The 25,723-nt window shown below is 63.3% G+C and carries 29 protein-coding genes and 1 tRNA gene; 18 read left to right on the top strand and 12 right to left on the bottom strand.

Annotated elements, in window-relative coordinates; translation table 11 throughout:
- Positions 1–252: 252 nt before the first annotated feature.
- Positions 253–337 (bottom strand) — tRNA-Leu (locus NCHOL11_RS08035).
- Between the two features lie 198 nt (positions 338–535).
- Here NCHOL11_RS08035 and zwf point away from each other — a divergent pair.
- The 5 genes from zwf (at position 536) to NCHOL11_RS08060 (ending at position 6,067) form a co-directional block, all read left to right on the top strand.
- The gene (gene zwf, locus NCHOL11_RS08040) at positions 536–1,990 is read left to right on the top strand and encodes a glucose-6-phosphate dehydrogenase (protein WP_097091854.1); all 1,455 of its coding nucleotides are present in this window, start codon (positions 536–538) and stop codon (positions 1,988–1,990) included.
- Complete coding sequence (gene edd, locus NCHOL11_RS08045; RefSeq protein WP_097091855.1) at positions 1,983–3,809, top strand: phosphogluconate dehydratase; 1,827 nt, start codon at positions 1,983–1,985, stop codon at positions 3,807–3,809. The genes zwf and edd overlap by 8 nt, the downstream gene beginning before the upstream one ends.
- Positions 3,810–3,918: 109 nt before the next feature.
- Positions 3,919–4,884 (top strand): glucokinase, encoded by a 966-nt coding sequence (glk, locus tag NCHOL11_RS08050; protein ID WP_097091856.1) that lies wholly within the window; start codon positions 3,919–3,921, stop codon positions 4,882–4,884.
- Positions 4,884–5,501 (top strand): bifunctional 4-hydroxy-2-oxoglutarate aldolase/2-dehydro-3-deoxy-phosphogluconate aldolase, encoded by a 618-nt coding sequence (gene eda / locus NCHOL11_RS08055; RefSeq protein WP_097091857.1) that lies wholly within the window; start codon positions 4,884–4,886, stop codon positions 5,499–5,501. The genes glk and eda overlap by 1 nt, the downstream gene beginning before the upstream one ends.
- A 53-nt stretch (positions 5,502–5,554) precedes the next feature.
- Positions 5,555–6,067, top strand: coding sequence for a hypothetical protein (locus NCHOL11_RS08060; protein ID WP_097091858.1), 513 nt, complete (start codon positions 5,555–5,557; stop codon positions 6,065–6,067).
- Positions 6,068–6,089: 22 nt separating this feature from the next.
- On the opposite strand, the gene NCHOL11_RS08065 is transcribed toward NCHOL11_RS08060, so the two are convergent.
- Together NCHOL11_RS08065 and hemB are read right to left on the bottom strand one after the other, a co-directional pair.
- The gene (locus tag NCHOL11_RS08065) at positions 6,090–6,677 is read right to left on the bottom strand and encodes a gamma carbonic anhydrase family protein (protein ID WP_097092820.1); all 588 of its coding nucleotides are present in this window, start codon (positions 6,675–6,677) and stop codon (positions 6,090–6,092) included.
- Between the two features lie 4 nt (positions 6,678–6,681).
- Entirely contained in the window at positions 6,682–7,677 is a 996-nt protein-coding gene (gene hemB, locus NCHOL11_RS08070; protein ID WP_097091859.1) for a porphobilinogen synthase, read from the bottom strand.
- A gap of 73 nt (positions 7,678–7,750) precedes the next feature.
- Between hemB and gloA2 the strand changes: the two genes are divergently transcribed.
- Positions 7,751–8,134, top strand: a complete 384-nt coding sequence (gloA2, locus tag NCHOL11_RS08075; RefSeq protein ID WP_097091860.1) for an SMU1112c/YaeR family gloxylase I-like metalloprotein — start codon at positions 7,751–7,753, stop codon at positions 8,132–8,134.
- Here gloA2 and NCHOL11_RS08080 read toward each other — a convergent pair.
- Both NCHOL11_RS08080 and NCHOL11_RS08085 read right to left on the bottom strand, forming a co-directional pair.
- Positions 8,114–8,605, bottom strand: coding sequence for a 2'-5' RNA ligase family protein (locus tag NCHOL11_RS08080; protein WP_097091861.1), 492 nt, complete (start codon positions 8,603–8,605; stop codon positions 8,114–8,116). The two genes, gloA2 and NCHOL11_RS08080, sit on opposite strands and share 21 nt — an antisense overlap.
- 37 nt (positions 8,606–8,642) lie before the next feature.
- Positions 8,643–9,182 (bottom strand): peroxiredoxin, encoded by a 540-nt coding sequence (locus NCHOL11_RS08085; protein ID WP_097091862.1) that lies wholly within the window; start codon positions 9,180–9,182, stop codon positions 8,643–8,645.
- A gap of 96 nt (positions 9,183–9,278) precedes the next feature.
- On the opposite strand from NCHOL11_RS08085, the gene NCHOL11_RS08090 reads away from it, so the two are divergent.
- The gene (locus tag NCHOL11_RS08090; RefSeq protein ID WP_097091863.1) at positions 9,279–9,698 is read left to right on the top strand and encodes a sugar transporter; all 420 of its coding nucleotides are present in this window, start codon (positions 9,279–9,281) and stop codon (positions 9,696–9,698) included.
- 171 nt (positions 9,699–9,869) lie between these two features.
- Here the strand turns inward: NCHOL11_RS08090 and mltG are convergent, their stop codons facing one another.
- From mltG to fabD, 6 genes are all read right to left on the bottom strand, one after another.
- Entirely contained in the window at positions 9,870–10,841 is a 972-nt protein-coding gene (gene mltG, locus NCHOL11_RS08095) for an endolytic transglycosylase MltG (protein WP_097091864.1), read from the bottom strand.
- A gap of 10 nt (positions 10,842–10,851) precedes the next feature.
- A complete protein-coding gene (gene fabF / locus NCHOL11_RS08100; protein WP_097091865.1) occupies positions 10,852–12,111 on the bottom strand; it encodes a beta-ketoacyl-ACP synthase II in 1,260 nt (419 codons plus the stop codon).
- Between the two features lie 175 nt (positions 12,112–12,286).
- A complete protein-coding gene (locus tag NCHOL11_RS08105) occupies positions 12,287–12,520 on the bottom strand; it encodes an acyl carrier protein (RefSeq protein WP_006950224.1) in 234 nt (77 codons plus the stop codon).
- 193 nt (positions 12,521–12,713) lie between these two features.
- On the bottom strand, positions 12,714–13,454 hold the full coding sequence (gene fabG / locus NCHOL11_RS08110; protein ID WP_097092821.1) for a 3-oxoacyl-[acyl-carrier-protein] reductase: 741 nt from the start codon (positions 13,452–13,454) through the stop codon (positions 12,714–12,716).
- Position 13,455: 1 nt separating this feature from the next.
- Positions 13,456–13,881, bottom strand: coding sequence for a GxxExxY protein (locus tag NCHOL11_RS08115; RefSeq protein WP_097092822.1), 426 nt, complete (start codon positions 13,879–13,881; stop codon positions 13,456–13,458).
- Positions 13,882–13,913: 32 nt separating this feature from the next.
- The gene (gene fabD, locus NCHOL11_RS08120) at positions 13,914–14,849 is read right to left on the bottom strand and encodes an ACP S-malonyltransferase (protein ID WP_097092823.1); all 936 of its coding nucleotides are present in this window, start codon (positions 14,847–14,849) and stop codon (positions 13,914–13,916) included.
- Positions 14,850–15,020: 171 nt separating this feature from the next.
- On the opposite strand from fabD, the gene NCHOL11_RS08125 reads away from it, so the two are divergent.
- The 9 genes from NCHOL11_RS08125 (at position 15,021) to rplI (ending at position 22,418) form a co-directional block, all read left to right on the top strand.
- Positions 15,021–16,469: an efflux transporter outer membrane subunit gene (locus NCHOL11_RS08125; protein WP_097091866.1), complete on the top strand. Its 1,449-nt coding sequence runs from the start codon at positions 15,021–15,023 to the stop codon at positions 16,467–16,469.
- Entirely contained in the window at positions 16,462–17,892 is a 1,431-nt protein-coding gene (locus NCHOL11_RS08130; protein ID WP_097091867.1) for an efflux RND transporter periplasmic adaptor subunit, read from the top strand. The genes NCHOL11_RS08125 and NCHOL11_RS08130 overlap by 8 nt, the downstream gene beginning before the upstream one ends.
- Positions 17,882–18,595, top strand: a complete 714-nt coding sequence (locus NCHOL11_RS08135; protein ID WP_097091868.1) for an ABC transporter ATP-binding protein — start codon at positions 17,882–17,884, stop codon at positions 18,593–18,595. Before NCHOL11_RS08130 ends, NCHOL11_RS08135 begins: the two co-directional genes overlap by 11 nt.
- 181 nt (positions 18,596–18,776) lie before the next feature.
- Complete coding sequence (locus NCHOL11_RS08140) at positions 18,777–19,982, top strand: ABC transporter permease (protein ID WP_097091869.1); 1,206 nt, start codon at positions 18,777–18,779, stop codon at positions 19,980–19,982.
- 117 nt (positions 19,983–20,099) lie between these two features.
- Positions 20,100–20,462, top strand: coding sequence for an RcnB family protein (locus NCHOL11_RS08145; RefSeq protein WP_097091870.1), 363 nt, complete (start codon positions 20,100–20,102; stop codon positions 20,460–20,462).
- 139 nt (positions 20,463–20,601) lie between these two features.
- A complete protein-coding gene (locus tag NCHOL11_RS08150) occupies positions 20,602–21,003 on the top strand; it encodes a BLUF domain-containing protein (protein WP_236574969.1) in 402 nt (133 codons plus the stop codon).
- Between the two features lie 162 nt (positions 21,004–21,165).
- The gene (gene rpsF, locus NCHOL11_RS08155; protein WP_097091872.1) at positions 21,166–21,570 is read left to right on the top strand and encodes a 30S ribosomal protein S6; all 405 of its coding nucleotides are present in this window, start codon (positions 21,166–21,168) and stop codon (positions 21,568–21,570) included.
- A 13-nt stretch (positions 21,571–21,583) separates the two neighbouring features.
- Positions 21,584–21,808: a 30S ribosomal protein S18 gene (rpsR, locus tag NCHOL11_RS08160; protein ID WP_004212076.1), complete on the top strand. Its 225-nt coding sequence runs from the start codon at positions 21,584–21,586 to the stop codon at positions 21,806–21,808.
- 13 nt (positions 21,809–21,821) lie between these two features.
- Positions 21,822–22,418 carry a 50S ribosomal protein L9 gene (gene rplI, locus NCHOL11_RS08165; protein WP_097091873.1) on the top strand — a complete coding sequence of 199 codons (597 nt, stop codon included), beginning with the start codon at positions 21,822–21,824 and terminating at the stop codon, positions 22,416–22,418.
- Between the two features lie 454 nt (positions 22,419–22,872).
- On the opposite strand, the gene NCHOL11_RS08170 is transcribed toward rplI, so the two are convergent.
- Entirely contained in the window at positions 22,873–23,583 is a 711-nt protein-coding gene (locus NCHOL11_RS08170; RefSeq protein WP_097092824.1) for a PilZ domain-containing protein, read from the bottom strand.
- A 159-nt stretch (positions 23,584–23,742) separates the two neighbouring features.
- Here NCHOL11_RS08170 and lgt point away from each other — a divergent pair, with 159 nt between their 5' ends.
- Both lgt and NCHOL11_RS08180 read left to right on the top strand, forming a co-directional pair.
- The gene (gene lgt, locus NCHOL11_RS08175) at positions 23,743–24,645 is read left to right on the top strand and encodes a prolipoprotein diacylglyceryl transferase (protein WP_176502200.1); all 903 of its coding nucleotides are present in this window, start codon (positions 23,743–23,745) and stop codon (positions 24,643–24,645) included.
- The gene (locus NCHOL11_RS08180) at positions 24,635–25,705 is read left to right on the top strand and encodes a class I SAM-dependent methyltransferase (RefSeq protein WP_097091874.1); all 1,071 of its coding nucleotides are present in this window, start codon (positions 24,635–24,637) and stop codon (positions 25,703–25,705) included. The genes lgt and NCHOL11_RS08180 overlap by 11 nt, the downstream gene beginning before the upstream one ends.
- The last annotated feature ends 18 nt before the right edge of the window (positions 25,706–25,723 follow it).

Here is a 25,723-nt window from a genome sequence, read left to right on the forward strand (position 1 = left end):
CTTTCGCTGGCATGACGTGAAGTTGTTCATAACGCGAAGCTGTGGGGGCCTCTGCTCAAAACGGCAACGTGAATGTTGGCCGGCCATCCGACGTTGTTTGATCCATTACGGATCGACCGCCGCCGATTAACTGGAATTGTCATCTTTTTGCGCTAGGGAAGCCGCGCGACCCGAGGCTTTTACCTGGTGAAAGCCCCCCTTGGCCCGGCGGCTTCATGCTGCCGGGTCTTTCTTTTCCCACTATATGGAGGGTGGTGCGGGCGGTCGGAATCGAACCGACACTCCTTTCGGAACCGGATTTTGAGTCCGGCGCGTCTACCAGTTTCACCACGCCCGCATGCATGGCCTGCCCGCGCCAAATGGCAAAATCAGCTGGCAGCGTCCAGACAAAAATCAGACCAGGTGCAGGATAAGTCTGCCGGGCGGTTGCAGGGGCGGCTGTGCGCCGATAGCCTGCTTGCGTAACGAAACCGGACCGCTATAGGACCGTTTCGTGCAGACCTGAACAATTCCTCCAAACGGAAAAGGGCATCCTTTGACCGATCCGTCTGCCACATTCCTGCTTTTTGGTGCCACCGGCGATCTGGCGCACCGCATGATATTTCCCTCGCTCTACAATCTGCTGAGCGACGGCTTGCTGCCCGATGACTTCATGATCGTCGCGTCCGGCCGCACGGAGATGGATGACGAGGCGTTCCGGGCCGACATCGACAAGGCGCTGCAAAAGTTCGTCGGCGCTGATCGCTATGACGCGGAAGTCGCGGCGCGGCTGAAGGCGATGATCGGCTATCAGCCGGTCGAGGCGGGGAAGCCGGAGCAATTCAGGAAGCTGGCGGAGCGGCTCGACGGACGGGCGGAGCGCGGGCTGTCGGTCTATCTGTCGACGCCCCCTTCCCTCTTCGCGCCCACGGCGCAGGGGCTGGCCGAGGCGGGACTGATCACGCCGACGACGCGGATCGCGATGGAAAAGCCGATCGGCAAAGACCTCGCTTCGTCGAAAGAGGTCAATGACGGCATCGGCGCGCTGTTCGACGAGAGCCAGATTTTCCGGGTCGACCATTATCTGGGCAAGGAGACAGTTCAGAATTTGCTCGCCCTGCGATTTGGCAATGTGATGTTCGAGCCGCTGTGGAACGCGACGGCGATCGACCATGTGCAGATCACCGTTGGCGAGACGGTGGGACTGGAAGGCCGTGTGTCCTACTATGACGGCGTGGGCGCGCTGCGTGACATGGTGCAGAACCATGTGCTGCAAATCCTGTCGATCATCGCGATGGAGCCCCCTGCCCGCATGGACCCGACCGCCGTGCGCGACGAGAAGGTGAAGGTGCTGCGCTCGCTGCGCCCGATGACGGCGGAGACGGTGAAGACCAACAGCGTGCGCGGGCAATATTCGCCAGGCGCGGTCGGCGGCGAGATCGTGACCGGATATAGTGACGAATTGGGGCAGCCGTCCGACACCGAAACCTTTGTGGCGCTGAAAGCCCATATAGACAATTGGCGCTGGCAGGGCGTGCCCTTCTACCTCCGCACAGGCAAGCGGATGCCTGCGCGCCAATCGGAAATCCAGATCCAGTTCAAGCCGGTGCGCCATTCGATCTTTGGCCGCGCTGGAGGGCTGGAGCCCAATACGTTGATCATCCGCCTTCAGCCCGAGGAATATATCCGCCTGCTGATCATGAGCAAAAGGCCGGGGCTGGAGCGCGAAGTGCATCTGGAGGAGGTGACGCTGGACGTGTCGCTGACCGCCGCCTTCGCCGGGCAGCGGCGGCGTATCGCCTATGAGCGGCTGATCCTGGACCTGCTGGCGGGAGACCAGACGCTGTTCGTGCGCCGGGACGAGGTCGAAGCGCAGTGGACATGGATCGATTCCATCATCGACGGCTGGAAGGAAGCAGGGGTGAAGCCATCGCCCTATGCTTCGGGGAACTGGGGGCCGTCTTCGGCCATTGCCCTGATTGAACGAGACGGAGCCAGCTGGCATGACTGACCTTCATCCGGTGATCGCGAAGGTCACCGAACGCATCGTGAAGCGGAGCGCGCCGCGCCGCCGCCAATATCTCGACCTGATCGAACGTGGCCGTGACGCCGGGACCAACCGTGCGCAACTGTCATGCGGCAACCTTGCCCATGGCTTTGCGGCGAGCGGCGAGGACAAGCCGGTGATCCGCACGGGCGCGGCGATGAACATCGGCATCGTCACCGCTTACAATGACATGCTGTCCGCGCATCAGCCCTATGGGCGCTATCCCGAAGCGATCAAGATCGCGGCGCGCGAGGTCGGCGCGACGGCTCAAGTGGCGGGCGGCGTCCCAGCCATGTGCGACGGCGTGACGCAGGGTCAGGCAGGCATGGACCTGTCGCTATTTTCCCGCGACACGATCGCGCTGGCGACGGCAGTGTCGCTGAGCCACGCGATGTTCGAGGGCGCGGCGCTGCTGGGCATATGCGACAAGATCGTGCCGGGCCTGCTGATCGGCGCGCTGCGTTTCGGGCATCTGCCGACGATCCTGATCCCCGCCGGGCCCATGCCATCGGGCCTTGCCAACAAGGAAAAGGTGCGCATCCGTCAGCTTTATGCCGAGGGCAAGGTCGGCAAGGAGGAGCTGCTGGAATCCGAAAGCGCCAGCTATCATGGCGCGGGCACCTGCACTTTCTACGGCACGGCCAACAGCAACCAGATGATGATGGAAGTGATGGGGCTGCACATGCCTTGCGCATCCTTCGTCAATCCGGGCACCAAGCTGCGCAGCGAACTGACGCGGGCGGCGGTGCATCGGCTTGCCAGCATCGGATGGGATGGCGACGATTACCGGCCGCTTGGCCATTGCGTCGATGAGAAGGCGATCGTCAATGCCATCATCGGCCTGATGGCGACGGGCGGATCGACCAACCATGCCATCCACCTACCCGCGATCGCGCGCGCGGCGGGGATCAGCATCGACTGGACCGATTTCGCGGAGATTTCCGATGTGGTGCCGCTGCTGGCGCGGGTCTATCCCAATGGCGCGGGCGACGTGAACAATTTCCATACCGCTGGCGGCATGTCTTTCATCATCCGCGAGTTGTTGGATAATGGACTGCTGCACCGGGACATCATGACGGTCGCGCGCGCCGACCTCACCGATTATGGCAAGGAGCCGGTGCTGGAGGACGAGGCGCTGCAATGGCGCGACGTGCCGGTGTCGCGCGATGAATCGATCCTGCGGCCGGTATCCAGTGCGTTCAATCCTGATGGCGGCATGCGCCTGCTGGCGGGCAACCTCGGCCGCTGCGTCATGAAGGTGAGCGCGGTCGACAAGGAACGGTGGACCATCGAGGCTCCGGCGGCCGTCTTCCATGATCAGGATGATGTGCTGCGCGCGTTCAAGGCGGGAGAGCTGGAGCGGGATGTCGTCGTGGTGGTCCGTTTCCAAGGGCCGCGCGCGAACGGCATGCCGGAATTGCACAAGCTTACCCCGGCGCTCGGCGTGTTGCAGGATCGGGGTTTTCGCGTCGCGCTGGTGACCGACGGGCGCATGTCCGGGGCTTCGGGCAAGGTGCCTGCCGCCATCCATCTGTCGCCTGAAGCGCTGGGCGGAGGACCGATCGCCAAGCTGCGCGATGGTGACATGGTGCGGGTGTGCGCCGACAAGGGCGTGATCGAGGCGCTGGTCGATGCGGCGGAGTGGGACGCACGGGACATGCCCGTGCCGCCGCCCCCGCCCTATGACACGGGCCGCGAGCTGTTCGCGCTGTTCCGCCATCATAGCGATCTGGCGGAAAGTGGCGCTTCGCCCATCCTGGCGGCGATGGAAACTGAACTATAATCCCCCACCCGTCATGCCAGCGCAGGCTTGCATCTCAGGCGAGAGGGCACGGCCCGGCCTCACGAGATCCCAGCTTGCGCTGGGATGACGCCATGACTGGAGTGGTCCTATGACCGACATCATCGCTGCCGATATCGGCGGCACAAATGCCCGTTTCGCCCGTGCGAAGCTCGATGCGCGCAACGTGCCTACATTGGGCAAGGTGCGGAAGTACAAGGTCGCCGACTTTCAAAGCCTGCAGGCCTGCTGGGCCGCATTCGTGCGGGACGAGGGCGGCGACCTGCCCAAGGCCGCTTCCATCGCCTTTGCCACCGCGATCGGGCGCGACGTCATCAAGCTGACCAACAGCAGCTGGATGATCAGGCCCGAGACTCTGGACGAGGAACTGGGCCTCAAGCAGATGCGGCTCGTCAATGATTTCGAGGCCGTGGCCCATGCCGTCGCGCGCCTTCCCGACGACAATCTGCCGCTGCTCTTCGGGCAGGACCGACCTTTCCCGCGCGACGGCGGCGTGACGGTGGTGGGTCCGGGCACCGGCTTGGGCGTCGCGATGATCGCGTTCGATGATGGCGAGCCGCATGTGATCGCTACCGAGGGTGGGCATCTCGACTTCGCGCCGCTCGACACGCTCGAGGAAAAGATCCTCGCCTATCTGCGCGACAAGTTCCTGCGGGTGTCGACCGAGCGGGTGGTGTCGGGGCCGGGGCTCAACAATATCTACAAGGCGATGGCGACCATCGGCCATGAGCGCGTGATGCTGATGGAAGATGCGGAATTGTGGCAGGCGGCGATCGACGGGACGGACGAGTTCGCCCGCGCGGCGTTCGACCGCTTCTGCCTTTGCTATGGTTCGGTCGTCGGCGACCTGGCGCTGGCGCAGGGGCCGAACGCGGTCGTGCTGGCCGGGGGACTGACGCAGCGGATGCGCGCATTGCTGCCCCAGAGCGGCTTTCATCGGCGCTTTACCGCCAAGGGGCGGTTCGAAAGCCTGATGGCGACGGTGCCCATTCGTCTCGCCGTGCATGAAGAGATTGGACTTTACGGGGCGGCCGCCGCCTTTCGGGAGAAGAAATGATGTCGCTCAGCGTTGAACAAGTGATGGAGCTGGCGCCGGTCATCCCGGTGCTGGTGGTGGAGCGAGTGGAGGATGCGCTGCCGATCGCGCAGGCTTTGGTGAAGGGCGGGCTGCCAGCGCTGGAAGTGACGCTGCGCACACCCGCCGCGCTGGATGTGATTCGCGAGATGGCGAAGGTCGAGGGTGCGGTCGTCGGTGCTGGAACGGTGCTGAACCCGTCGCAGCTGGACGCGGCGATGGAGGCAGGCGCGCGGTTCATCGTCAGCCCGGGCCTCACCGAGCCGCTGGGCAAGGCAGCGGTCGCGGCGCGCGTGCCTTTCCTTCCGGGAACGGCGACGGCGGGCGACATCATGCGCGGGCTGGAGTTGGGCCTCACGCACTTCAAATTTTTCCCAGCGGAGACTTCGGGCGGGCTGCCTGCGTTGAAGGCGCTGGCGGCGCCGTTGCATGTCGCACGCTTCTGCCCGACCGGGGGGATCACGGCGGAAAATGCGCCGAAATGGCTGGCCGAACCCTTTGTGAAATGCGTTGGCGGCAGCTGGGTCGTGCCCAAGGGGCCGGTCGATGGGGCGAAGATCGAGGCGCTGGCGCGCGAGGCGGCGGCACTGGCCCGCTGACGAGGATGATTGACGCCATTGCGCGGCGGGATTTCCCGTCCTAGATCAACGCCATGATCCTGCGCCGGCTGCTGCCCTCCCTCGCCCTGTTCCTCTCCGGCTGTGCGGAGACGCTGACGGGCTATCCTTCGCTCGCCAAGCGGGCGGTGGAGAATGCGCCGGTTGCGGAGCCCGTGGCTGCTCCCGCGCCGGTCGAGGCCGACCCGGCGTTGCAGGCGCAGGTCGATCGGCTTTCGGCGCAGGCGCAATCGGGAAGCGCGGCCTTCGACAGGGCCTGGCCTGCGGCGGACCGCGCAACAAGGTCGGCTGCGGGCGCGGCGGTATCGAGCGAGGCGTGGGTCGCGGCGCAACTTGCGATCAGTGCGTTGGAGGCGGCGCGGAACGATAGCGTGTCGGCGCTGGCCAGCCTCGACACGCTCTATGTCGAGCGAAGCAATGCGGTGGCCGAGGGCAAGGTTCGGGGCGGCGTGGAGCAGATCGACGTGGCGCGCAAGGCGGCGCTGGGGATCGTGGATTCGCAGAATGACCGGATCGACGCGGTGAAGGCGCGCCTAGCGCAGCCTTGATATCAGCCCCGCCCGGTAAGAGTTAGCCGTCGGCCTTCAGCGCGCCCTTGTGGGCTTTTGCATTGTGGACATAGCGGTCAACGCCCTCCCGCATGCGGATGAGCGCTTCGTCGGTGAGATCGCGGACATATTTGGCGGGGCGGCCGGTCCAGAGCTGGCGGTGAGGCACCGTGCGATTGGGGGATAGCAGCGCCCCGGCGGCCAGCATGGCGTCACTCTCGATAACGCAGCCGTTCATCACCACGGCGCCAAGGCCGACAAAGGCGCGGTCCTTGAGGTCGCAGCCGTGGATCATCGCCATATGGCCGATCAGGACATCATCGCCGATGATGGTGGGCCAGCCTTCCGGCTTTGCGGGATCGGGGCCGTCGCAATGGATGACGCTGCCGTCCTGAATGTTCGTGCGCGCGCCGATTCGGATCGCGTTCACGTCTCCGCGCACGACGCAATTATACCAGATGCTGCTGTCCGGCCCGATCTCCACATCGCCGATAATCCGCGCGCCCGGCGCGATGAAGGCGCTGGGATGGATGACCGGGGTCTTGCCGCCAAAGCTCAGGATGGTGGCACCCGGATGATCGGCATGCGCGGCGTGCGGATGGTCGGGCATGGCGTCAGGCTCCAAGCAGGCGCGCGGCGTGGAGCGCATGATAGGTGAGGACACCCGAGCAACCGGCGCGCTTGAACGCAAGCAGCGTTTCCAGCACCAGCGCGTCGCGATCCCCAACTCCCGCTGCGACGGCGGCTTCGATCATCGCATATTCGCCCGACACCTGATAGGCGAATACGGGGACCTCGAACCGGTCCTTCACCCGGGCGATGATGTCGAGATAGGGGAGACCCGGCTTCACCATGACGCTGTCCGCGCCCTCGGCCAGGTCTAGCGCGACTTCGCGCAGGGCTTCCTCGCTATTGGCGGGGTCCATCTGATAGCTTTTCTTGTCGCCCTTCAGCAGGCCGCTTGAGCCTACCGCGTCGCGGAACGGGCCGTAGAAGGCGCTCGCATATTTGGCGGCATAGGCCATGATCTGGACATTGGCGTGGCCCTCTTCCTCCAGCGCCTCGCGGATCGCGCCGACGCGTCCGTCCATCATGTCGCTGGGCGCGATGATGTCCGCGCCCGCCGCTGCCTGATTGAGGGACTGGCCGATCAGCACGTCGATGGTGGCGTCGTTGATGACATAGCCTTGCTCGTCTAGCAGGCCGTCCTGCCCATGGGCGGTATAGGGATCGAGCGCCACGTCGGTGAGGATGCCGATGTCCGGCACGGCGTCCTTGATCGCGCGGATGGCGCGGCACATGAGATTGTCGGGGTTGAGGGCCTCTTCCCCATCATCGCTGCGGCGGTCGGCCTGCGTATTGGGGAAGAGGGCAAGGCAGGGAATGCCCACATCGCGCGCTTCCCGGGCGCGGGCGACGATGCCGTCTACCGACCAGCGCGAGACGCCGGGAAGCGAGGAGATCGGTTCCTCCTCCCCCTGCCCTTCGGTGACAAACAGCGGCCAGATGAGGTCGCTCGGGTGCAAGCGGTTTTCGGCGTGCAGCGCGCGGGTCCAGGCGGCGGCGCGGGTGCGGCGCAGACGGAGCGCCGGATAGGAAGCATGGGTCATGGACGGGGTTTAGGCCGCGCAGCCGAGGCGATCAAGGTTCCGGCGGCCGGTGCAACATGCTAGTGCACGCGCCATGCGGGGCATCCACCATATCGCCATCATCTGTTCCGACTATCAGCGATCGCGGCGCTTTTACACGGAGATACTAGGCTTTCCTGTCGTCCGTGAAGTGTGGCGCGAAGAACGGCAATCGTGGAAATGCGACCTGGACGCCGGAAATGCGCAGATCGAGCTTTTCTCTTTTCCCGCCCCTCCCCGCCGTCCGACGCGTCCAGAGGCGTGCGGGCTGCGGCACCTGGCTTTTTGCGTGCAGGACCTGGACGATGAAGTCGCGCGGCTCAAAGCGGCAGGGATTGAGTGCGAGCCTGTCAGGATCGATCCCTATACGGAACGGCGCTTTACCTTCTTCGCTGATCCCGATGCGCTGCCGTTGGAACTATATGAGGTAGCGGGCTGACCGGAAGCTGGCCTTTTTGGCAAGGCTCCATTGACCGTCATCGCGATAATGCCACGCCGCAAGACCCGCTATCCGGAGCGGGCGGGGCCGAAACCCGGCCTTCAACTGGTCGGCGAGGGCACGGGCGAGAGGTGGTTCAACCTTGTTCTGGATCGTGATGTGCAGGCGAGGGCGCGCCTGATCCTGTGGGGTGAGCAGCCCTCTAAAAGCATCGGCCAGTTCGTCGCGGATGGCGAGCAGGCCGTCACTGCGCACGTCGAAGGCGACGCCACGGCCGAGCAGCCTGATCCCGGTTATCAGGCCAAGCGGCGGTGGACCGGCGCATGAGGCTTTCAAGCGGTCGCTGAGTTCAGGCAGCAGCGACGGCGGCAGATGGTGGAAGAGCGAAATATGGGCGGGCACCTTGTTGCGTTCCGGCGGGAAATGGGCGCGGCGGAGGCCATCCGCCCAAGCGAAGTCCTCCGCCCCCATGAGCGCCGTCACGACGATCGGCGCGCCGCCTGCGGCATCAGGCAGCCGGATGTTCCTTCAGCCAGTCCAGCACCGGCTCCGGGCTCGATTGGCCGTAGGGATCATCGTCCTCGCCAATGTCATTGATGCCGGGTTCTTCGAACCAGGCGACCACCTGACCATCATCGACGACCATCGCGTAGCGCCAGCTGCGATCGCCAAAGCCGAGATGATCCTTCTTCACCAGCATGCCCATGCGCCGCGTGAAGTCACCCGAACCATCTGGCAGCAGCTTCACATTCTTGACGCCAAGATGCTTGCCCCATTGGTACATGACGAAAGCATCATTGACCGAGATGCAGTAGACATCGTCCACCCCCAGCGCTTTGAAGTCATCATAGAAGCGTTCGAAGGCCGGGCATTGTTCGGTGGAACAGGTGGGCGTGAAAGCGCCGGGCAGCGAGAAGACGACCACGCGCTTCCCCTTGAACAGGTCGCCGGTCTGGATGTCCTGCCAGCGGAAAGGATTGGGGCCGCCGACGCTTTCATCGCGCACACGCGTTTTCAGCGTCACATCAGGTACGGAACGTCCGAGCATCTCTTCGTCTCCCGGTCAGCATGCTTTCCCACGGTCGGGTGCATCTATAAGGTCGCCCTGCCGCGTGGCAAAAGATTTGAGAGAGGGGAAACTCCTATGGGCGCGTCGCGATCCTTCAAAATCATCGCAATCGGCCTGCTGATCTGGAATCTGATCGGCGTGGCCGCCTTTGCAATGCAATATGGAGCCGACCTGGCGGTTCTGGCGAAAAGCGATCCTTATACGGCGCGCATCTTTGCAGAAATGCCGGGATGGGTCTGGGCTGCTTACGCGGTCGCAGTGGGTGCAGGGACGGTCGGCGCGCTGCTGTTGTTGCTGAGGAAGGCGGCGGCGGTGGCGTTGTTCGCGCTGTCGCTGGCCGCCGTCGTGGTGCAGTTCGGCTACAGCTTTCTGGGAGCGGATTTATGGGCGGTGAAGGGCGCGGGGGCGGCGGTGTTTCCGGCGGTGATCGTCGCCATCGCAGTGGGGCAGTTGCTCTATGCCGCGCGCTTGCGTACCAAGGGCGTTTTGCGGTGAAGTGAGTGTAGTAGGCGCTATCTCAGCTCTGAGAGTTTCAATAGCGGTCGTTCGATCGCTTAATTTGCTGTCATGCCCGCGGAGGCTGGCATCCTTCTCGACTGCACTCAGCCTAGCCGACGAGATCCCAGCTTTCGCTGGGATGACGAGAAATCAGGGTCAAAAAGGGCCTTAGAGTTCTCCGCGCGCGCGGCGGATTTCGAACCATTTGCGGACATTCTCATTATGCTGCTGGAGCGTGTCGGCAAAGATATGGCCGCCCTTCCCGTCAGCGACGAAATAGAGCGCCTTCGTTTCGGCGGGATGCAGAACAGCGAGGATCGACAGTCTGCCGGGGTTGGCGATCGGGCCCTTGGGCAGGCCGGTCATGGCATAGGTGTTATAATCATTGACCGCGGCGATCTCCGACTTCTTGATGCGGCGGCCGAGCGGTTTGCCCTTGGTGATGGGGTAGATGATCGTCGGGTCGGCCTGAAGCATCATCCCGGCTTTCAGGCGGTTGCCATAGACCCCCGCGACCGTGGGCCGTTCAGCGGGCACGGCGGTTTCCTTTTCGACGATGCTGGCGAGGATGATGGCCTCCCTGGGCGACTTCGCCACGCTGTTGGGCGCGCGTTCGGCCCATAGCTTGGCGAGAGCGCGGGTCATGGCGTCCTGCATGCGCTTCAGCACAGCGGCGCGGCTTTCGCCTTTGTCGAATGCATAGCTGTCCGGCAGTACGCTGCCCTCGGCAGGGACTGGCACATCGCCAGTCAACTCTTCATTCGCCATCAGCCGTTCGTGGACCATGATGGAAGGCATGCCTTCGGGTATGGTCACCAGTCGGGTCAGCGTCTTTCCGCCCTGAAGGATCGAGAAAATGTCGGCGTTGCTCGCGCCTTTGGGAATCAGGAACTCGCCCGCCTTGATCGACTTTCCACGCCCGAACACCTTGGTGCGGGTGAGGAATGCGTCTGCGGAACGCACCGCGCCCGCCTGTTTCAGGAGGACGGCGGCATCGGCAACGGTGGCGCCATCGGGCACGACGACGCTTATGTCGCGTGGCGCAGGCCCCGCTTCGGTCCAGCCATAGACGAAGCGAAACGCCACAAAGGCGGCGACGGCCAGGCCGATCGCTAGGATAACCAGCCCGAACCGCCGCATGGCCCTGTCCTCAGATCGCCTTCATGATGAGCGAGGCGTTGGTGCCGCCGAAGCCGAAGCTGTTGTTGAGGACGGCACGCACCTTCCGCTCCTTCGCCACATGGGGGACGAGATCGACGCCCGCACAGCTTTCGCTCGGTTCGTCGAGGTTGAGCGTCGGCGGCACGATCTGGTCACGGATGGCGAGGATGCAGAAGATGCTTTCCACAGCGCCCGCGCCGCCCAGCAAGTGGCCGATGGCGGACTTGGTGCTGCTCATCGACATGGTCGAGATATTGTCGCCGAACAGCCGCTTGACCGCGCCCAGCTCCAGCTCGTCGCCGAGCGGGGTCGAGGTGCCGTGCGCGTTCACATAGTCGATGTCGGCAAGGCTGAGACCCGACTTCTTGAGCGCCATTTCCATTGAGCGATAGCCGCCATTGCCCTCCGGATGGGGGGCGGTGACGTGGTAAGCGTCGCCTGAAAGGCCGTAGCCGATGACTTCGGCATAGATATGCGCGCCGCGCTTCTTGGCATGCTCATATTCTTCGAGCACGACGACGCCTGCGCCTTCGCCCATGACGAAGCCGTCACGGTTGACGTCATAGGGGCGGCTCGCCTTTTCCGGCGTGTCGTTGAAGGCGGTCGAAAGAGCGCGCGCCTGGGCGAAACCGGCGATGCCGATGGGGCAGATCGCGCTTTCCGCGCCGCCCGCCAGCATGACGTCGGCGTCATCCATCGCGATCATGCGCGCGGCGTCGCCGATCGAGTGCGCGCCGGTCGAGCAGGCAGTGACGACGGCGTGGTTCGGACCCATGAGGCCGTATTTGATCGAAACCTGCCCCGAAATCAGGTTGATGAGGCGTCCATGGACGAAGTGCGGCGACACGCGGCCGGGGCCTTTGTTCGCCAGCACCAGCGATTCGCTTTCGATGCCCGGCAGGCCGCCGATGCCCGAACCGATGGAGCAACCGGCACGCAGACGCTCTTCCTCGCTCATATTGTCGAGCCCCGCGTCGCGCAGCGCCTGGCTAGCGGCGGAAATGCCGTAGACGATGAAAGGATCGACCTGACGCTGGATCTTGTGATCGACGTCCAGGTTCGGATCATAGCCATATTCATGGTCCGCGGGCTTCACTTCGCAGGCGATGCGGCACTTATATTCGCTGGCGTCGAAGCGCGCGATCGTCGCCGCGCCGGACTTCGACGCGAGGATGTTCTTCCAGGTGGTTTCGACATCCCCGCCAAGCGGGCTCACCATGCCGAGGCCGGTTACGACTACGCGACGCATATATCTGCTCCGAAAATCTTCATAGGTTTGGGCCGCTCCTTAGCTGCTTCGAGAGCGCTTGTGAACGGTAGGCCAGATACGAAAAGGCTCCCCAAGACCGGATTCGCCGGACAGGAGGAGCCATTTCCTTCAAAAACGTCAGGCAGCCAACCCCCCGGTCAGCCGCGCGACATTCTTACTGCTTGCTGTCGATATAATCGATCGCGTCCTTGACGGTGCCGATCTTCTCAGCCGCGTCGTCAGGAATTTCCACGCCGAATTCTTCTTCGAACGCCATCACCAGCTCAACGATGTCGAGGCTGTCTGCGCCCAGATCATCGATGAAGCTTGCATCCTCGGTCACCTTTTCGGCTTCGACGCCCAGATGTTCGACGACGATTTTCTTAACGCGATCCGCGGTCTCACTCATGAGTGGTCCTTTTTACTGGGTATCGTTGAGGTTGTGAATATTTGTTAAGGCATGCCCTAGAGGCAAGGCCCGGCAGAGGCAAGAGGCAAGAAAAGATCGAAACGCATGATTTACGCCCTTCCTTGCGCCTGAATGGTACAAGACCGTCCAATTGCGACGGATGAGCGTCCGCTTCCAGGCCCCCTTGAAAGGTTCAGATCATCGCCATGCCGCCATTGACATGCAGCGTCTGGCCGGTGACGTACCCCGCCTCGCGGCTGGCGAGATAGACGACGGCGGCGCCGATATCTTCGCCGTTGCCGAGGTCGCCTGCGGGGATTTTCTGCAGGATGGCGCCCTTCTGCGCGTCATTGAGCGCGTCGGTCATGGCCGAACGGATAAAGCCGGGCGCCACGCAGTTGACGGTGATGCCCCGGCTCGCCAGTTCCTGGCCAAGCGACTTGGACATGCCGATGATGCCTGCCTTCGACGCGGCATAATTGGCTTGCCCCGGATTGCCGGTGACGCCGACGACCGAGGTGATCGAGATGATGCGGCCGAAGCGTGCCTTCATCATCGGCTTGGCGGCCGCGCGAGCAAGGCGGAACGCGGCTTCCAGATTGACCGAGATGACGTCCGACCATTCATCATCCTTCATCCGCATGATGAGGTTGTCGCGGGTGATGCCCGCATTGTTGACGAGAATGTCGATCTTGCCGCCCAGCGCTTCCACGGCCTGCGCGACCAAGCCATCGACTGCCGCGGGATCGGACAGGTTGCAGACCAGTGTCTTATGATCCCCGCCCAGCTCCGCCGCGAAAGCCTTGAGCTTTTCCTCATTGCTGCCGGAAAGCGCAAGCGTCGCGCCCTGAGCCGCCAGCGACCGGGCGATCGCGGACCCGATGCCACCCGAAGCGCCCGTCACCAGCGCGGTCATGCCTGTCAGATCGAACATGTCATTCTCCATTTTGGTTCACGCGGAGGCGCGGAGACGCGGAGGGGCGATAGTCATTGACTACACGCTTCACTCCCTCCTTTAGCGTGGCGCCGCCAAAATTGATAAGCAGCCCGACAGGCTGCCGCGTCAGACGCAGATAAGTTAGCAACTGCTTGCCATGGGCGGGGCTCAACCGTTCCGTTGATTTAATTTCCACCAGCAAACGCCCACCGACGAGCAGATCGATCCGGAACGCCGCTTCGAATTTCAAACCGTCATATTCAATGTCGATCGGACGCTGCCGTTCGACCTGATACCCAATTGCGGCCAGTTTAGCCGCCATGATCATTTCATAGACACTTTCGAGCAGGCCTGGTCCAAGTTCGCGATGCACCCGCAGCGCGATGTCCAGGACATCGCCACTGATGCTATCGATCTCAATCAAGGCCACTCCGCGTCTCCGCGCCTCCGCGTGATTCAAAAACCAGCGAGCGCGGCTTCGATGTCGTCCATGGTGACGATGCTGCGCACGGTGGCGTCGGGGGCGATGCGCTTGACCATGGGGCCGAGCACCTTGCCGCCCAGTTCGACGAACTCCGTGACGCCTGCGTCCCACATTGCGGCGACGGATTCGCGCCAGCGGACGCGGCCGGTCACCTGTTCGACCAGGCGGCGCTTGATCTCTTCGGGGTCTGCGATGGGAGCAGCGAGGACATTGGCATAGACGGGGAGCAGCGGCGTGTTGATCGCTGCCTTGGCCAGCGCCTCTTCCATCGCTTCGGCGGCGGGCTGCATCAGTGGGCAGTGGAACGGGGCGGAGACGGGCAGCAGCACGCCGCGCTTGATGCCATGGTCCTTTACCAAAGCGACCGCGCGCTCGATCGCGCCGCGATGTCCGGAAATCACCACCTGGGTCGGGTCATTATCGTTCGCGACGGTGCAGACTTCACCTTCCGCGGCTGCATCGGCCAAGGCCTGCGCCTTTTCGATGTCGGCGCCGAGCAGGGCCGCCATCGCACCCTCCCCCACGGGAACCGCAGCCTGCATTGCCTGGCCGCGCAACTTAAGGAGGCGCGCAGTCGTGCCGATGTCGAACGCTTCGACGGCACACAGCGCGCTATATTCGCCAAGGCTGTGGCCAGCGACGAAATCGCCCTTTTCCGCCAGCGAGAAGCCGCCTTCCTTCTGCATCACGCGCAGCGTTGCCAGGGCGTTCGCCATGATTGCGGGCTGCGCGTTTTCCGTGAGGGTGAGGTCGCTTTCCGGACCTTCCACCATAATGCGGAACAAATGTTGCGACAGGGCGTCATCGACCTCCTGAAACAGTTCCTTCGCCGCCGGGCTCGCTCCGGCCAACGCCTTGCCCATGCCAACCGACTGGCTACCCTGCCCCGGAAACAGAAATGCCCTCATCATTCACCTTCTGACGCAAGGACGCCCACAAAAGCGCCGTTTTTCAACATCGTTACACTTTGAGACACAAATGCCGTTGAGACATCCGGTCCCTTTCGGCAGTTTCCCCGACCGGACCGCCTCAACCCCCAAGGTGGCGTCCCTTTAACGACGACGGAGTGCAAGGAAAAGGTGCGATATCGCATTGGCTGGATCAGCGGGACGGCGTTAACGCTCTCGGCTTGCGCGGCGGGGCCTGACTATCGGGCGCCGCAACCGGCTGCATTGGGGGTGCCGGGCAGCTATTATACGGCACCGGCGAGTGGCGCATTGAGCGAGGCGGAGCTTGCGCGTTGGTGGACGCGGTTCAATGATCCGGCGCTTACAGGACTGATCGACCAGGCGGTGGCCAGCAATCTCGACATCGTGCAGGCGCAGGCGCGACTGCGGCAGGCGCGGGAGTCGCTGGTGCAGGCGCGGGCGGCGTTCCTGCCACAGGTCAATGCGTCGGGTTCGGGCGGGCGCAACTATTCCAATCGCGGCGGCGGCACGCGCGTCATCGACGGCAATGTCGTGTCCACCGGATCGGACAGCTGGAGCAGCAGCTATTCGCTGGGCGCCAATGCAAGCTGGCAGATCGACCTTTTCGGCGAATTGTCCCGATCCGCCGAGGCGGCGCGCGCGGACCTGGCCGCGTCCGGCTATGACCTTGCCAATGTGCGCATGACCATCATCGCCGAACTGGTCACCAATTATGTTCAGGCCCGGCAGGCGCAAGAGCAGCTACGCATCGCCCGCGAAACACAGGCGATCCAGCAGGATAATTACAACATCGCCAACTGGCGGCTTCAGGCGGGGCTGGTTTCATCGCTCGACGAGCAGCAGGCGCGTGCCCAGTTGGCCCAGACGAATGCGGCAATCCCGCAGTTGGAGGCGAGCCTGCGCGGCAGCCTGAACCGTATAGCCGTGCTGACCGGGCAAGCGCCGGGCGAAGCCACCCGCGCGCTGGAGGCCCCTGCTCCGATACCGGCCGCGTCGACGACGATCGCTGCAGGGATTCCCGCCGACACCCTGCGCCAGCGGCCTGACCTACGGGCGGCGGAGCGGGCTCTGGCTGCGGCAACGGCGCGGATTGGCGTTGCGCAGGCTCAGCTTTACCCTTCGCTCGGGATCAGCGGGAATATCGGCACCAACGCCACCAGCATCAAAAGCCTGTTCGACATTATTACAGGCGGCGTCTTCGCCAATGTCGCGCAGGTCATCTTCGATGGGGGACGGCTCGCGTCGCAGGTGCGGTCGCAAAGGGCGGCGACGGATGCCGCCTTCGCTGCGTACAAGCAGAGCGTGCTGACCGCGCTGGAAGATGTGGAAAATGCGATGGCGTCCCTGAACAGCGCCCGCCAGCGCAAGGCCGAGTTCGCCACCGCCTTCGATGCGTCTAACAATGCCGCCCTGCTGGCGCGCAGCCAGTATCAGTCGGGGCTCATAGATTTCCAGACGCTTTCCAACACCGAAACCACGCTGCTGAACGCGCGCAACAGCCTTGCCTCCGCGCAAGCCGACGAGGTCCTCGCCATCGCCCAGCTCTACAATGCGCTGGGTGGCGGCTGGCAGAACATGGACAACCGCCCCAATGAGTGAAGATGTGAGCACGGATAAGGACCTGGACGAATTTCTCGGCGCGCGCCCTGAACGCCCGTGGCGCAAATGGGTGGTGCGGAGCGCTATCGGGCTGGCGCTGCTGATCCTGATCCTGCTGCTCGCGCGTTGTTTTTCTGGCGAGGACAAGCCGAACTTCGCCACGCGAGAGGTGCGGCGCGGCGACCTGACGGTAACGGTATCGGCAACCGGCAATCTGAAGCCGATCAATCAGGTGGATGTGGGCTCCGAACAGTCGGGCAAGATCACGCGCGTCTATGTCGATGTGAACGATCGCGTGACGAAAGGGCAGCGGCTGGCGGAACTCGACACGCGGCGCTTGGTGGATTCGGTGACGCAGAACCGGGCGCAAGTAGCGGCCTCTCAGGCCAGCGTCACACAGGCGCAGGCGCAAGTCGCGCTGGCCAAGGCTACGCTCGACCGGCAACTGAACGTCTTCCGTCTGTCGGGCGGCCGCGTGCCTGCCAAGACGGAGCTGGACGCGGCCCGTGCCGATTATCAGTCCGCGCTTGGCAATTTGCGGGCGCAGCAGGCGCAGGTCAGCGTGTCGCGGGCTCAGCTTGCGACGGCGCAGACCAACCTGTCGATTGCTCAGATCGTATCGCCAGTGACCGGCGTCGTCCTTTCGCGCGATATCGAGCCCGGGCAGACGGTGGCGGCTTCCTTCAATGCCCCGGTGCTGTTCACCATCGCCGAAGACCTGACCAAGATGGAGGTGGAGGTCGCGGTGGACGAGGCCGATGTCGGCCAGGTGAAGGAAGGCCAGGTGGCGACTTTCGCCGTCGATGCCTTTCCGGGCCGCAGCTTCCCCGCTCGGGTGACGCGGGTCAATGTCGGCTCCAATGCTTCGACCAGTTCCTCCTCATCCTCCTCTTCGGGCAGCAGCACGGCCGCCAGCACCACCGGAACTGTGGTGGCGTACACGGCGGTGCTTGCCGTCGATAACAAGGGGGAGACGCTGCGCCCCGGCATGACCGCGACCGCCGATATCGTGACGCAGCAACTGAGCAACGTCCTGCTGGTGCCAAACGCGGCGCTCCGGTTCAAGCCGAACACAGGCGCCGGTCAGGGCGGCGGCATCACCAGCCAGATCGTGCCAGGCCCTCGCCGCTTCCGCCGTGGCGGCGCCAACCGGCAGGTCAGCTTCGGCATCGGCAGCAGCCAGACGGTCTATGTCGTGGGCGAAGACGGCAATCCCAAGCCTTTGCAGGTGACCGTCGGCGCCAGCGACGGCGCGCGCACGGCGATCACGGGCGGCGCGTTGAAGCCGGGCATGCGGGTCATCACGGGCCAGTTGGCAGCGGGACAGGAACAGCCTGCGGAGGACACAAACGGCGGCGGCCAGCGGCGCGACCGCTCCGGCGGCGGTGAGCCGCGCGGCACCGGGCGGCAGAATGGAACCTGACGCAGTGGCTGATCCGATCATTTCCCTGCGCGGCGTGACCAAGATCTATGGTTCGGGCGCTACCGCCTTTCAGGCGCTGAAGGGCATCGACCTCGACATCGAGGAGGGGGATTTCGTCGCGGTCATGGGGCCTTCAGGGTCGGGCAAGTCGACGACGATGAACATCCTTGGTTGCCTTGATGTACCGAGCGGCGGCGAGTTCCTGTTCAAGGGGCGCCATGTCGAAAGGCTGGATCGTGATCAGCGGGCCCTGCTTCGCCGCCGCTATCTTGGCTTCGTGTTTCAGGGCTTTAACCTCTTGTCCCGAACAAGCGCGCTGGAGAATGTCGAACTGCCGCTGCTCTACCGGGGCGAGGACAAGAAGAGCCGTTATGATGCGGGGATGGCGGCGCTCGACAAGGTGGGGCTCAAGCAATGGTGGGACCATACGCCTGCTGAATTGTCCGGCGGGCAGCAGCAGCGCGTCGCCATCGCGCGGGCGATCGTGACGCAGCCTGCCGTGCTGCTGGCCGACGAACCGACCGGCAATCTCGATTCGGAACGGTCGGTGGAGATCATGGAGTTGCTGACCGATCTCAACAAAAATAGCGGCATCACCGTGCTGATGGTGACGCATGAGCCCGACATGGCCGCCTATGCGCGGACGGTGGTGCACTTCAAGGATGGGCTGGTGGAACGGATCGACGCGGGGGCGGAGGCGTGAGAGGGGCCTCTTTCAAACCTTCGCCCCTCCGGGGAGAAGGATACGCAGCCTTGGCGACGAAGGCGCCTAGGCGGAGTTGGATGAGGGGGTGTTGCGCATCCCCTCCCCCTCTCCAAGTCCGCCTAGCTGCTGAAGCAGCAAGGCTGCCTATCCTCTCCCCTGAAGGGGCGAGGAGACTGGGATGCTAGGCACCACTGTCATCCTCGCGTTCCGGGCGATCAACCGGCACAAGCTGCGCAGCTTCCTCACCACGCTGGGCATCATCATCGGCGTGGCGGCGGTGGTCACCATGGTGACGCTGGGCAATGGAGCGACGGCGGCCGTGCGCGAGCAGATCAGCTCGTTGGGCGCCAATGTGCTGCAGCTGCGGCCGGGCCAAGGCTTTGGCCGGGGCGGCGGCGGGCCAAGGCCGCCCGACTTCAAGCCAGCGGATGTGACGGCCATCGAGAACCAACTGACGGGCGTGCGCGCCGTCGCGCCGCTGGTCCAGTCGAGCGGGACGGCCATCTATGAGGGCAGTAACTGGTCGACGACCGTCTATGGCACGACCGCTGCCTATTTTGAGGTGCAAAGCTGGAAGGCAGATGCCGGCCGCCTCTTCATGCCGGAGGAGGAAGAGGCCGGAAAAGCCGTCTGCATCATCGGCAATACGGTGCGCACGAACCTCTTCCAGGGAGCTGATCCGACTGGCAAGCGACTGCGCATCAAAGGTGTTTCCTGTCAGGTGATCGGCGCACTCGCGACGCGCGGCCAAGGCGGCTTTGGCGATCAGGATGACGTCGTCGTCATGCCGATCAAGTTCGTGCAACGCCGCTTCACCGGGGATCGCGACATAAGCCAGATCATGGTCGCGGTGGACGATGCCTATGACACCTCGACGGTGCAGGCGAGCCTGGAAGAATTGATGCGCGAGCGGCGCAAGGTAAAGCCGGGGGCGGATGACAATTTCAACGTCTTCGATACGAAGCAGATCAGCGACACGCTGACCGGCACAACCACCATCCTGACGCAGATCGTGGCGGCGGTCGCGGCCATTTCCCTGCTGGTGGGCGGGATCGGCATCATGAACATCATGCTTGTGTCGGTGACCGAACGCACGCGGGAGATCGGCATTCGTCTTGCCATCGGGGCGGTCGCGCGCGAGGTGCTGATGCAATTCCTGGTCGAGGCGATCGTTCTGTCCTGCCTGGGCGGTCTGATCGGGCTGGTCCTCGCGTTGATTGCGTCGGTAGCGATAGCGCCGTTGATGCAGGTGCCCTTCATCTTCGACGTGAAGGTGAACATGATCGCCTTCCTCTTTTCCGCGGCGATCGGGGTGGTGTTCGGCTATTTCCCGGCGCGGCGCGCGGCGGCGCTCAATCCCATCGACGCGCTGCGGCACGAATAGAGGCTGTTACAATTTCGGACAGTTGACCCGTCTCACCGGCACAAGCTTGCGACAAGTCCGCCTTAAATCTGTCTTCAACGCCGAAGCAAAGGCGCGACAGATAAAGGAGCAAGTGAGATGATCAAGAAACTGCTGATGAGCCTGGCCGCAACGACGATGGTCGCAAGCCCGATGGTCGCCGCGCAGGCGCAGGCCGCCCCGCATCGCGAAGTCACCCGCGTCGCGCATCAGGGCCCGCATGGCCGCACCGTGGTCAAGCAGAAGACGGTCGTGCGCAAGAACGACTATCGCCGCTGGGGCAAGGGTCAGCGCTTCGACCGCCGCTATGCCCGCGATTATCGCGTGATCAACAATTATCGCGACTATCGCCTGAACGCCCCGCCGCGCGGCTATCACTGGGTGCGCTCGGGAAATGACGCCGTGCTGGTCGCGATAACAAGCGGGATCATCGGCGCGGTGATCGGCAGCGTGATCCGCTGATATCCCACTTCTTACCAAAACAGAATTGCCCCGGCGGAGCGTCGCTCTTCCGGGGCTTTCCATGATCCATGTCAAATACGATATATAAAGTGTTGGACGTTAAGATGGCTGGTTGGGGGTCAGTCATCCAGGAAGCACCATGTCCTTGTACCAGATCATGTATATCAGCAGCGCGACGGGCGACGTTTCGTACAGCCAGTGCGCAACGATCGCGCAGACCGCAGCGCAGAAGAACAGCAGCGAGGACGTCACTGGCCTGCTGCTCTACAATGGCAAGCGTTTCCTCCAGGTCCTCGAAGGACCCAGGGAAAATGTCGAGCGGGTCTATGAACGGATAGGTCGGGACGGCAGGCACCGCGCGTTGGTCATGCTGCGCAAGCAGGAAATCGACGCCCGCGAGTTCGGGAATTGGGGCATGGCCTATGATGATCCGGCACGGCCATCATCGAACCTGAAGAGCAAGGTGGCAGCCCTGCTCGAACAGGCGGGACCTTCCACGCGGGCGCACTTCATCGGCACGGCCGAGATGCACCGCAACTGAAGAAGTCTTCCTTGCCAAGCTGGCGCATTTCCGCCATAGGCGCCGCTTCGCGTGGGCCGGGGTGACTCGGCGGCCGCGCGGATGAATGCTTGAGACGACAGCCGGAGGGGCGTTCCACATGGGGTGGGCGTCAGCGATCGGCCAACAGATGAGGCAATACCCATGGCTCTTTACGAGCATGTGTTCCTTGCGCGCCAGGACCTGGCACAGGCGCAGGTGGATGCGCTGGCGGAAACCGCCACCAAGATCGTCGAGGATAATGCTGGCAAGGTGACCAAGGTGGAAACCTGGGGCCTGCGCAGCCTCGCCTACAAGATCGCCAAGAACCGCAAGGCTCACTATGTGATGCTGAACATCGACGCCCCTGCTGGTGTCGTCGCGGAACTGGAGCGCCAGACGCAGATCAACGAAGACATCATCCGCTACATGACCGTCAAGGTTGACGAGCTGGAAACCGGCCCGTCGGTGATGATGCGCAAGCAGGAACGCGCCGAGCGTGGTCCGCGCGGTGATCGTGGCGACCGTGGCCCGCGCCGCGAGCGCGAAGAAGCCCCGGCTGGCGAATAAGGAGATCTGAACAATGGCACGCCCGTTTTTCCGCCGCCGCAAGAGCTGCCCCTTCGCCGCCAAGGATGCGCCGAAGATCGATTACAAGGACGTCCGTCTGCTGCAGGGCTTCGTGTCCGAGCGCGGCAAGATCGTCCCCAGCCGCATCACGGCTGTGTCCGCCAAGAAGCAGCGTGAGCTGGCCCAGGCCATCAAGCGCGCCCGTCACCTGGGCCTGCTGCCCTACATCGTGAAGTAAGGGAGAAAGACCCATGGAAATCATTCTCCTTGAGCGCATCGAAAAGCTGGGCGCCATCGGTGACGTCGTCACCGTGAAGGACGGTTACGCCCGTAACTTCCTGCTGCCCAACAAGAAGGCGCTGCGTTCGAACGCCGCCAACAAGAAGGTCTTCGAGGCCAACCGCGCGAAGATCGAGGCCGACAACGCTGCCCGCCGTGGCGACGCTGAAAAGGCTGCCGAAGGTGTCAACGGCAAGCAGATCGTTCTGATCCGCCAGTCGTCCAACGCCGGCCACCTCTATGGTTCGGTCGCGGTCCGTGACGTCGTCGAAGCGCTGCAGGCCGAAGGCATCACCAACGTCACCAAGGCGATGGTCGTGCTGGAACGCCCGATCAAGACGCTCGGCCTGTTCGACGTCAAGGTCGCGCTGCACCCCGAAGTCGCTGTCACCATCCAGGTGAACGTCGCCCGTTCGCCTGAAGAGGCCGAACTGCAGGCGCAGGGCGTGGACGTGATGGCCGACCTGTTCGAAAAGGACGAGAGCGGCTTCACCGAAGATTATGATCCGAACGCTGAACCTGGCGAAATCGCCGCTGAAGCAGAAGAAGCTCCGGCTGAAGAAGCCTGAGTTTTCCGCTCCGGACAAAAAAGAAAGCCGCCCCTCACCGGGCGGCTTTTTTGTTGATCGTGACAGTGGATGAGGCACGTCGGCAGGCGCATCAGCCTGCGAGAACCGCTTGTTTTTGATCCGGACCGAAGGCTGTTCGAGCTGAGCCCTTCGGCTGCTCAAGACAGGATTTGTAAAAGGCGTTCTTCGAGATTTTCGTGCTTTAAATCGGCGTAGCCTCATAACACCGTTCGCCCTGAGCTTGTCGAAGGGCTCTATTTTTAAATAGGAGTAGGCTTCGACAAACTCAGCCCGAACGGGTGAAGTTTTTAAAAAGGCCTTTTTGCTCTGAACGCTAGTGCAGGCGCGCCTCATCGGCTCCTGCCTTCGCAGGGCACGAGATCATGCAATTTAGACAGAGAAACTCATCCGCACCGGAGCAATCAAAACCACACCCCCACCCGCGCGCGATGCTTCAATAATCGATGCGGATCTGCACCTGCGAGACATCGACGCCTGCATGTTTGGCGATTTCACGCTTGGCCGAATCGATCACCTCATGAAGCTGCTGCCCCGGACGGGCCATGCCTGTCTTTGCGGGATCATGTGACGCAACCGGCGGCTCACCAACGAGCAACTGCTGCTCTGTCAGGCCGAAAGCCTGCGCAAGCGCAACCAGGCTCCTGCGCCGGGGCATGGTCTTGCCCACTTCCCACGCCCAGAGCGACGGTTTGCTGAAACCGGTCAGCTGAGACAACGCCTCTCGGCTAAGGCCGCGTTCACGGCGCAACCGGCGGAGGCGCGCTGGGAGCATCTCCGGTCCCTTCGCATCGGCCACATGATCGACCGGCCTGCCATCGCCGCGCATCGTGCTGCGAAGGCGGGTCGCACTGACGGCGGCTTGAGGCAGCGGCTCATCAAAGCGGCATCCAAAGAGCGGCTCATCCTGCCACACCACATGAGCGGAAACGGAGCCAGCTTCAGGCAGGGACAGCAGCAGCGCCTGCCCAAGTTTCAGCTGCGAGCTGGTTTCGATCAGCATCCCCGCCGTGGAGATATCGTGGACCACGACGTCAGTGGCACCTTCGCCAACCGACCCGGGCGCCTCAAGACGGATGGGCCAGCGGACATCGGCGCGCTTGTCGCCACGTTCCGGAGTTTGCTCCAAAATTGGTTCGATAGCCATGGCACCATACTCGCATTGAGGGGTTTCCAGCGCGTTAATAGCATCAGGTGAGATCAGCCAATCCGGCTCATTCCCACCCTGAACCCCATTTTGTTCAGCCATCATCCAAAACCTGCGCCAAAATGATAGCCCCCTTTCCTCCTTACCCTATCCTGCTCTATGGCGAAGGCCATATTTCCGAAGGGGAGCTACAATTTGATCCTTGACCTTGCCGCCGCGGCTGCGGGCGCAATTCGCTTCGATCAGCTGGGGCTCAGCCCGGTCGCGCTCGACCTCGGCTTCTTCACGCTCAAATGGTACAGCCTCGCCTATCTCGCGGGCATTTTAATCGGCTACTGGTATCTGCTGAAGCTGATCGCCCAGCCCGGTTCACCGATGGCGCGGCGGCATGCGGACGACATGATCTTCTACGCGACGCTCGGCATCATCATCGGCGGGCGGCTGGCCTATGTCTTCTTCTACCAGCCGGAAATCCTGCGCAATCCGCTCGACATCTTCAAGCTGTGGAACGGCGGCATGTCCTTCCATGGAGGAGCGATCGGCGTGTCGCTCGGCATCCTCTACATGGCGCGCAAGGAAAAGCTTTCCTGGCTGCGCATCCATGACTTCGTCGCCTGCTGCGTACCCTTTGGCCTGTTCTTCGGCCGCCTCGCCAATTTCGTGAATGGGGAACTGTGGGGCAAGGAAACGGACGTGCCCTGGGGGATCATCTTCCCGACCGGCGGCCCATTCCCACGCCATCCGAGCCAGCTTTACGAAGCCTTTTTCGAAGGCATCATCCTGTTTCTGATCCTGGCCTTCGCCTTCTGGAAGACACGGGCGCGCTACAAGCCCGGCATGCTTGTGGGCCTGTTCCTGTTCTTCTACGGCATCTTCCGTTTCGGCATCGAATATTATCGTGAGGCTGACGCGCAGCTGATGGAATTCGCCGCGCGCACCGGCCTGCACATGGGTCAGTGGCTGTGCATTCCGATGATCCTGGGCGGGCTTTACCTGATCGTGACCGCCAAGGGCCGCAGGGTGCGGGTGGAGCCGATCGCGGGCAGCGCGAGTGTCAGCTGAACCGCTGACCCTCGCCCAGCGCCTCGCGCGGCAGATCGATGCCGGCGGCCCGATTTCGGTCGCCCATTATATGGCCGAGGCGAACCAGCATTATTATGGCACGCGCGATCCGCTGGGCGCGGCAGGCGATTTCACGACAGCGCCCGAGATCAGCCAGATGTTCGGCGAATTGATCGGCCTCTGCCTGGCTGACCTGTGGATGCGATCGGGTAGTCGGCAAAATGCCGTTTATGCAGAGTTGGGGCCGGGGCGCGGCACGCTGGCTTCAGACGCGTTGCGGGCGATGGGGAGCACAGGCTTTGCGCCCCAATCCTATTTCGTGGAAACCAGCCCGACGCTGCAGGAGCGGCAGCGCGCGCTCATCCCCAATGTCTTCCACCGCGACAGTGTCGGCGGGCTGCCGGACAATGCGCCGTTGCTGGTGGTCGCCAACGAGTTTTTCGACGCCCTGCCCGTTCGCCAGATCGTCCGTACTGGCGATGAATGGCGTGAGCGTGTGGTGATCTGCCCCGACGAAGATCAGCCGGACCGGTTCGAAGCCTTGCCCGGATACCGGCGGGTCGAATCGGGCATACCGGCCATCGCCGCCGACGCGCCCGAGGGTGCAATCCTTGAAATACCGCTGGCGGGCACGGCCATCGCGCTTGACCTGGCGCAGCGCATCGCCCGGCAGGGCGGCGCTGCGATCATTATCGACTATGGCTATGAGGGTACCGCGATCGGCGACACGTTGCAGGCCGTGCGCGAGCATCGATTTGCCGACCCTTTTCTGGAACCGGGGGAAAGCGACCTGACCACCCATGTCGATTTCACGATGATCGGCAATATGGCGCGGCAGGCTGGGCTGCGGGTGATGGGCCCGATAGGCCAGGGCGAATTTCTCCGGCAACTGGGCATCGATGCGCGGGCGGATCAGCTGGCCCGCACCACTCCCGCGCGCGCTGCGGAGGTGGAGGCCGCGCGGCTACGGCTGACCGATGGCAATGCCATGGGGACGCTGTTCAAGGCGATGGCCTGGGTGCATCCGGACTGGGCGGAACCGGCAGGATTTGAGAGATAAGCTAAACCTCTCTCGAAC

Source organism: Novosphingobium sp. Chol11 (genome assembly GCF_900218065.1).
GTDB classification, from domain to species: Bacteria; Pseudomonadota; Alphaproteobacteria; order Sphingomonadales; family Sphingomonadaceae; genus Sphingobium; species Sphingobium agri.

Coding starts and splice junctions, on each gene's coding strand:
- gloA2 (WP_097091860.1), top strand. CDS start 7,751: ATGCGGGGCATCCACCATATCGCCATCATCTGTTCCGACTATCAGCGA.
- lgt (WP_176502200.1), top strand. CDS start 23,743: ATGGCGAAGGCCATATTTCCGAAGGGGAGCTACAATTTGATCCTTGAC.
- mltG (WP_097091864.1), bottom strand. CDS start 10,841: ATGCGGCGGTTCGGGCTGGTTATCCTAGCGATCGGCCTGGCCGTCGCC.
- rpsF (WP_097091872.1), top strand. CDS start 21,166: ATGGCTCTTTACGAGCATGTGTTCCTTGCGCGCCAGGACCTGGCACAG.
- NCHOL11_RS08105 (WP_006950224.1), bottom strand. CDS start 12,520: ATGAGTGAGACCGCGGATCGCGTTAAGAAAATCGTCGTCGAACATCTG.
- eda (WP_097091857.1), top strand. CDS start 4,884: ATGTCGCTCAGCGTTGAACAAGTGATGGAGCTGGCGCCGGTCATCCCG.
- NCHOL11_RS08090 (WP_097091863.1), top strand. CDS start 9,279: ATGGGCGCGTCGCGATCCTTCAAAATCATCGCAATCGGCCTGCTGATC.
- hemB (WP_097091859.1), bottom strand. CDS start 7,677: ATGACCCATGCTTCCTATCCGGCGCTCCGTCTGCGCCGCACCCGCGCC.
- NCHOL11_RS08080 (WP_097091861.1), bottom strand. CDS start 8,605: ATGGGGGCGGAGGACTTCGCTTGGGCGGATGGCCTCCGCCGCGCCCAT.
- NCHOL11_RS08060 (WP_097091858.1), top strand. CDS start 5,555: ATGATCCTGCGCCGGCTGCTGCCCTCCCTCGCCCTGTTCCTCTCCGGC.
- NCHOL11_RS08150 (WP_236574969.1), top strand. CDS start 20,602: ATGTCCTTGTACCAGATCATGTATATCAGCAGCGCGACGGGCGACGTT.
- NCHOL11_RS08085 (WP_097091862.1), bottom strand. CDS start 9,182: ATGCTCGGACGTTCCGTACCTGATGTGACGCTGAAAACGCGTGTGCGC.
- NCHOL11_RS08130 (WP_097091867.1), top strand. CDS start 16,462: ATGAGTGAAGATGTGAGCACGGATAAGGACCTGGACGAATTTCTCGGC.
- NCHOL11_RS08145 (WP_097091870.1), top strand. CDS start 20,100: ATGATCAAGAAACTGCTGATGAGCCTGGCCGCAACGACGATGGTCGCA.
- NCHOL11_RS08170 (WP_097092824.1), bottom strand. CDS start 23,583: ATGGCTATCGAACCAATTTTGGAGCAAACTCCGGAACGTGGCGACAAG.
- rpsR (WP_004212076.1), top strand. CDS start 21,584: ATGGCACGCCCGTTTTTCCGCCGCCGCAAGAGCTGCCCCTTCGCCGCC.
- NCHOL11_RS08140 (WP_097091869.1), top strand. CDS start 18,777: ATGCTAGGCACCACTGTCATCCTCGCGTTCCGGGCGATCAACCGGCAC.
- edd (WP_097091855.1), top strand. CDS start 1,983: ATGACTGACCTTCATCCGGTGATCGCGAAGGTCACCGAACGCATCGTG.
- rplI (WP_097091873.1), top strand. CDS start 21,822: ATGGAAATCATTCTCCTTGAGCGCATCGAAAAGCTGGGCGCCATCGGT.
- fabF (WP_097091865.1), bottom strand. CDS start 12,111: ATGCGTCGCGTAGTCGTAACCGGCCTCGGCATGGTGAGCCCGCTTGGC.
- fabD (WP_097092823.1), bottom strand. CDS start 14,849: ATGAGGGCATTTCTGTTTCCGGGGCAGGGTAGCCAGTCGGTTGGCATG.
- NCHOL11_RS08135 (WP_097091868.1), top strand. CDS start 17,882: ATGGAACCTGACGCAGTGGCTGATCCGATCATTTCCCTGCGCGGCGTG.
- NCHOL11_RS08065 (WP_097092820.1), bottom strand. CDS start 6,677: ATGCCCGACCATCCGCACGCCGCGCATGCCGATCATCCGGGTGCCACC.
- fabG (WP_097092821.1), bottom strand. CDS start 13,454: ATGTTCGATCTGACAGGCATGACCGCGCTGGTGACGGGCGCTTCGGGT.
- glk (WP_097091856.1), top strand. CDS start 3,919: ATGACCGACATCATCGCTGCCGATATCGGCGGCACAAATGCCCGTTTC.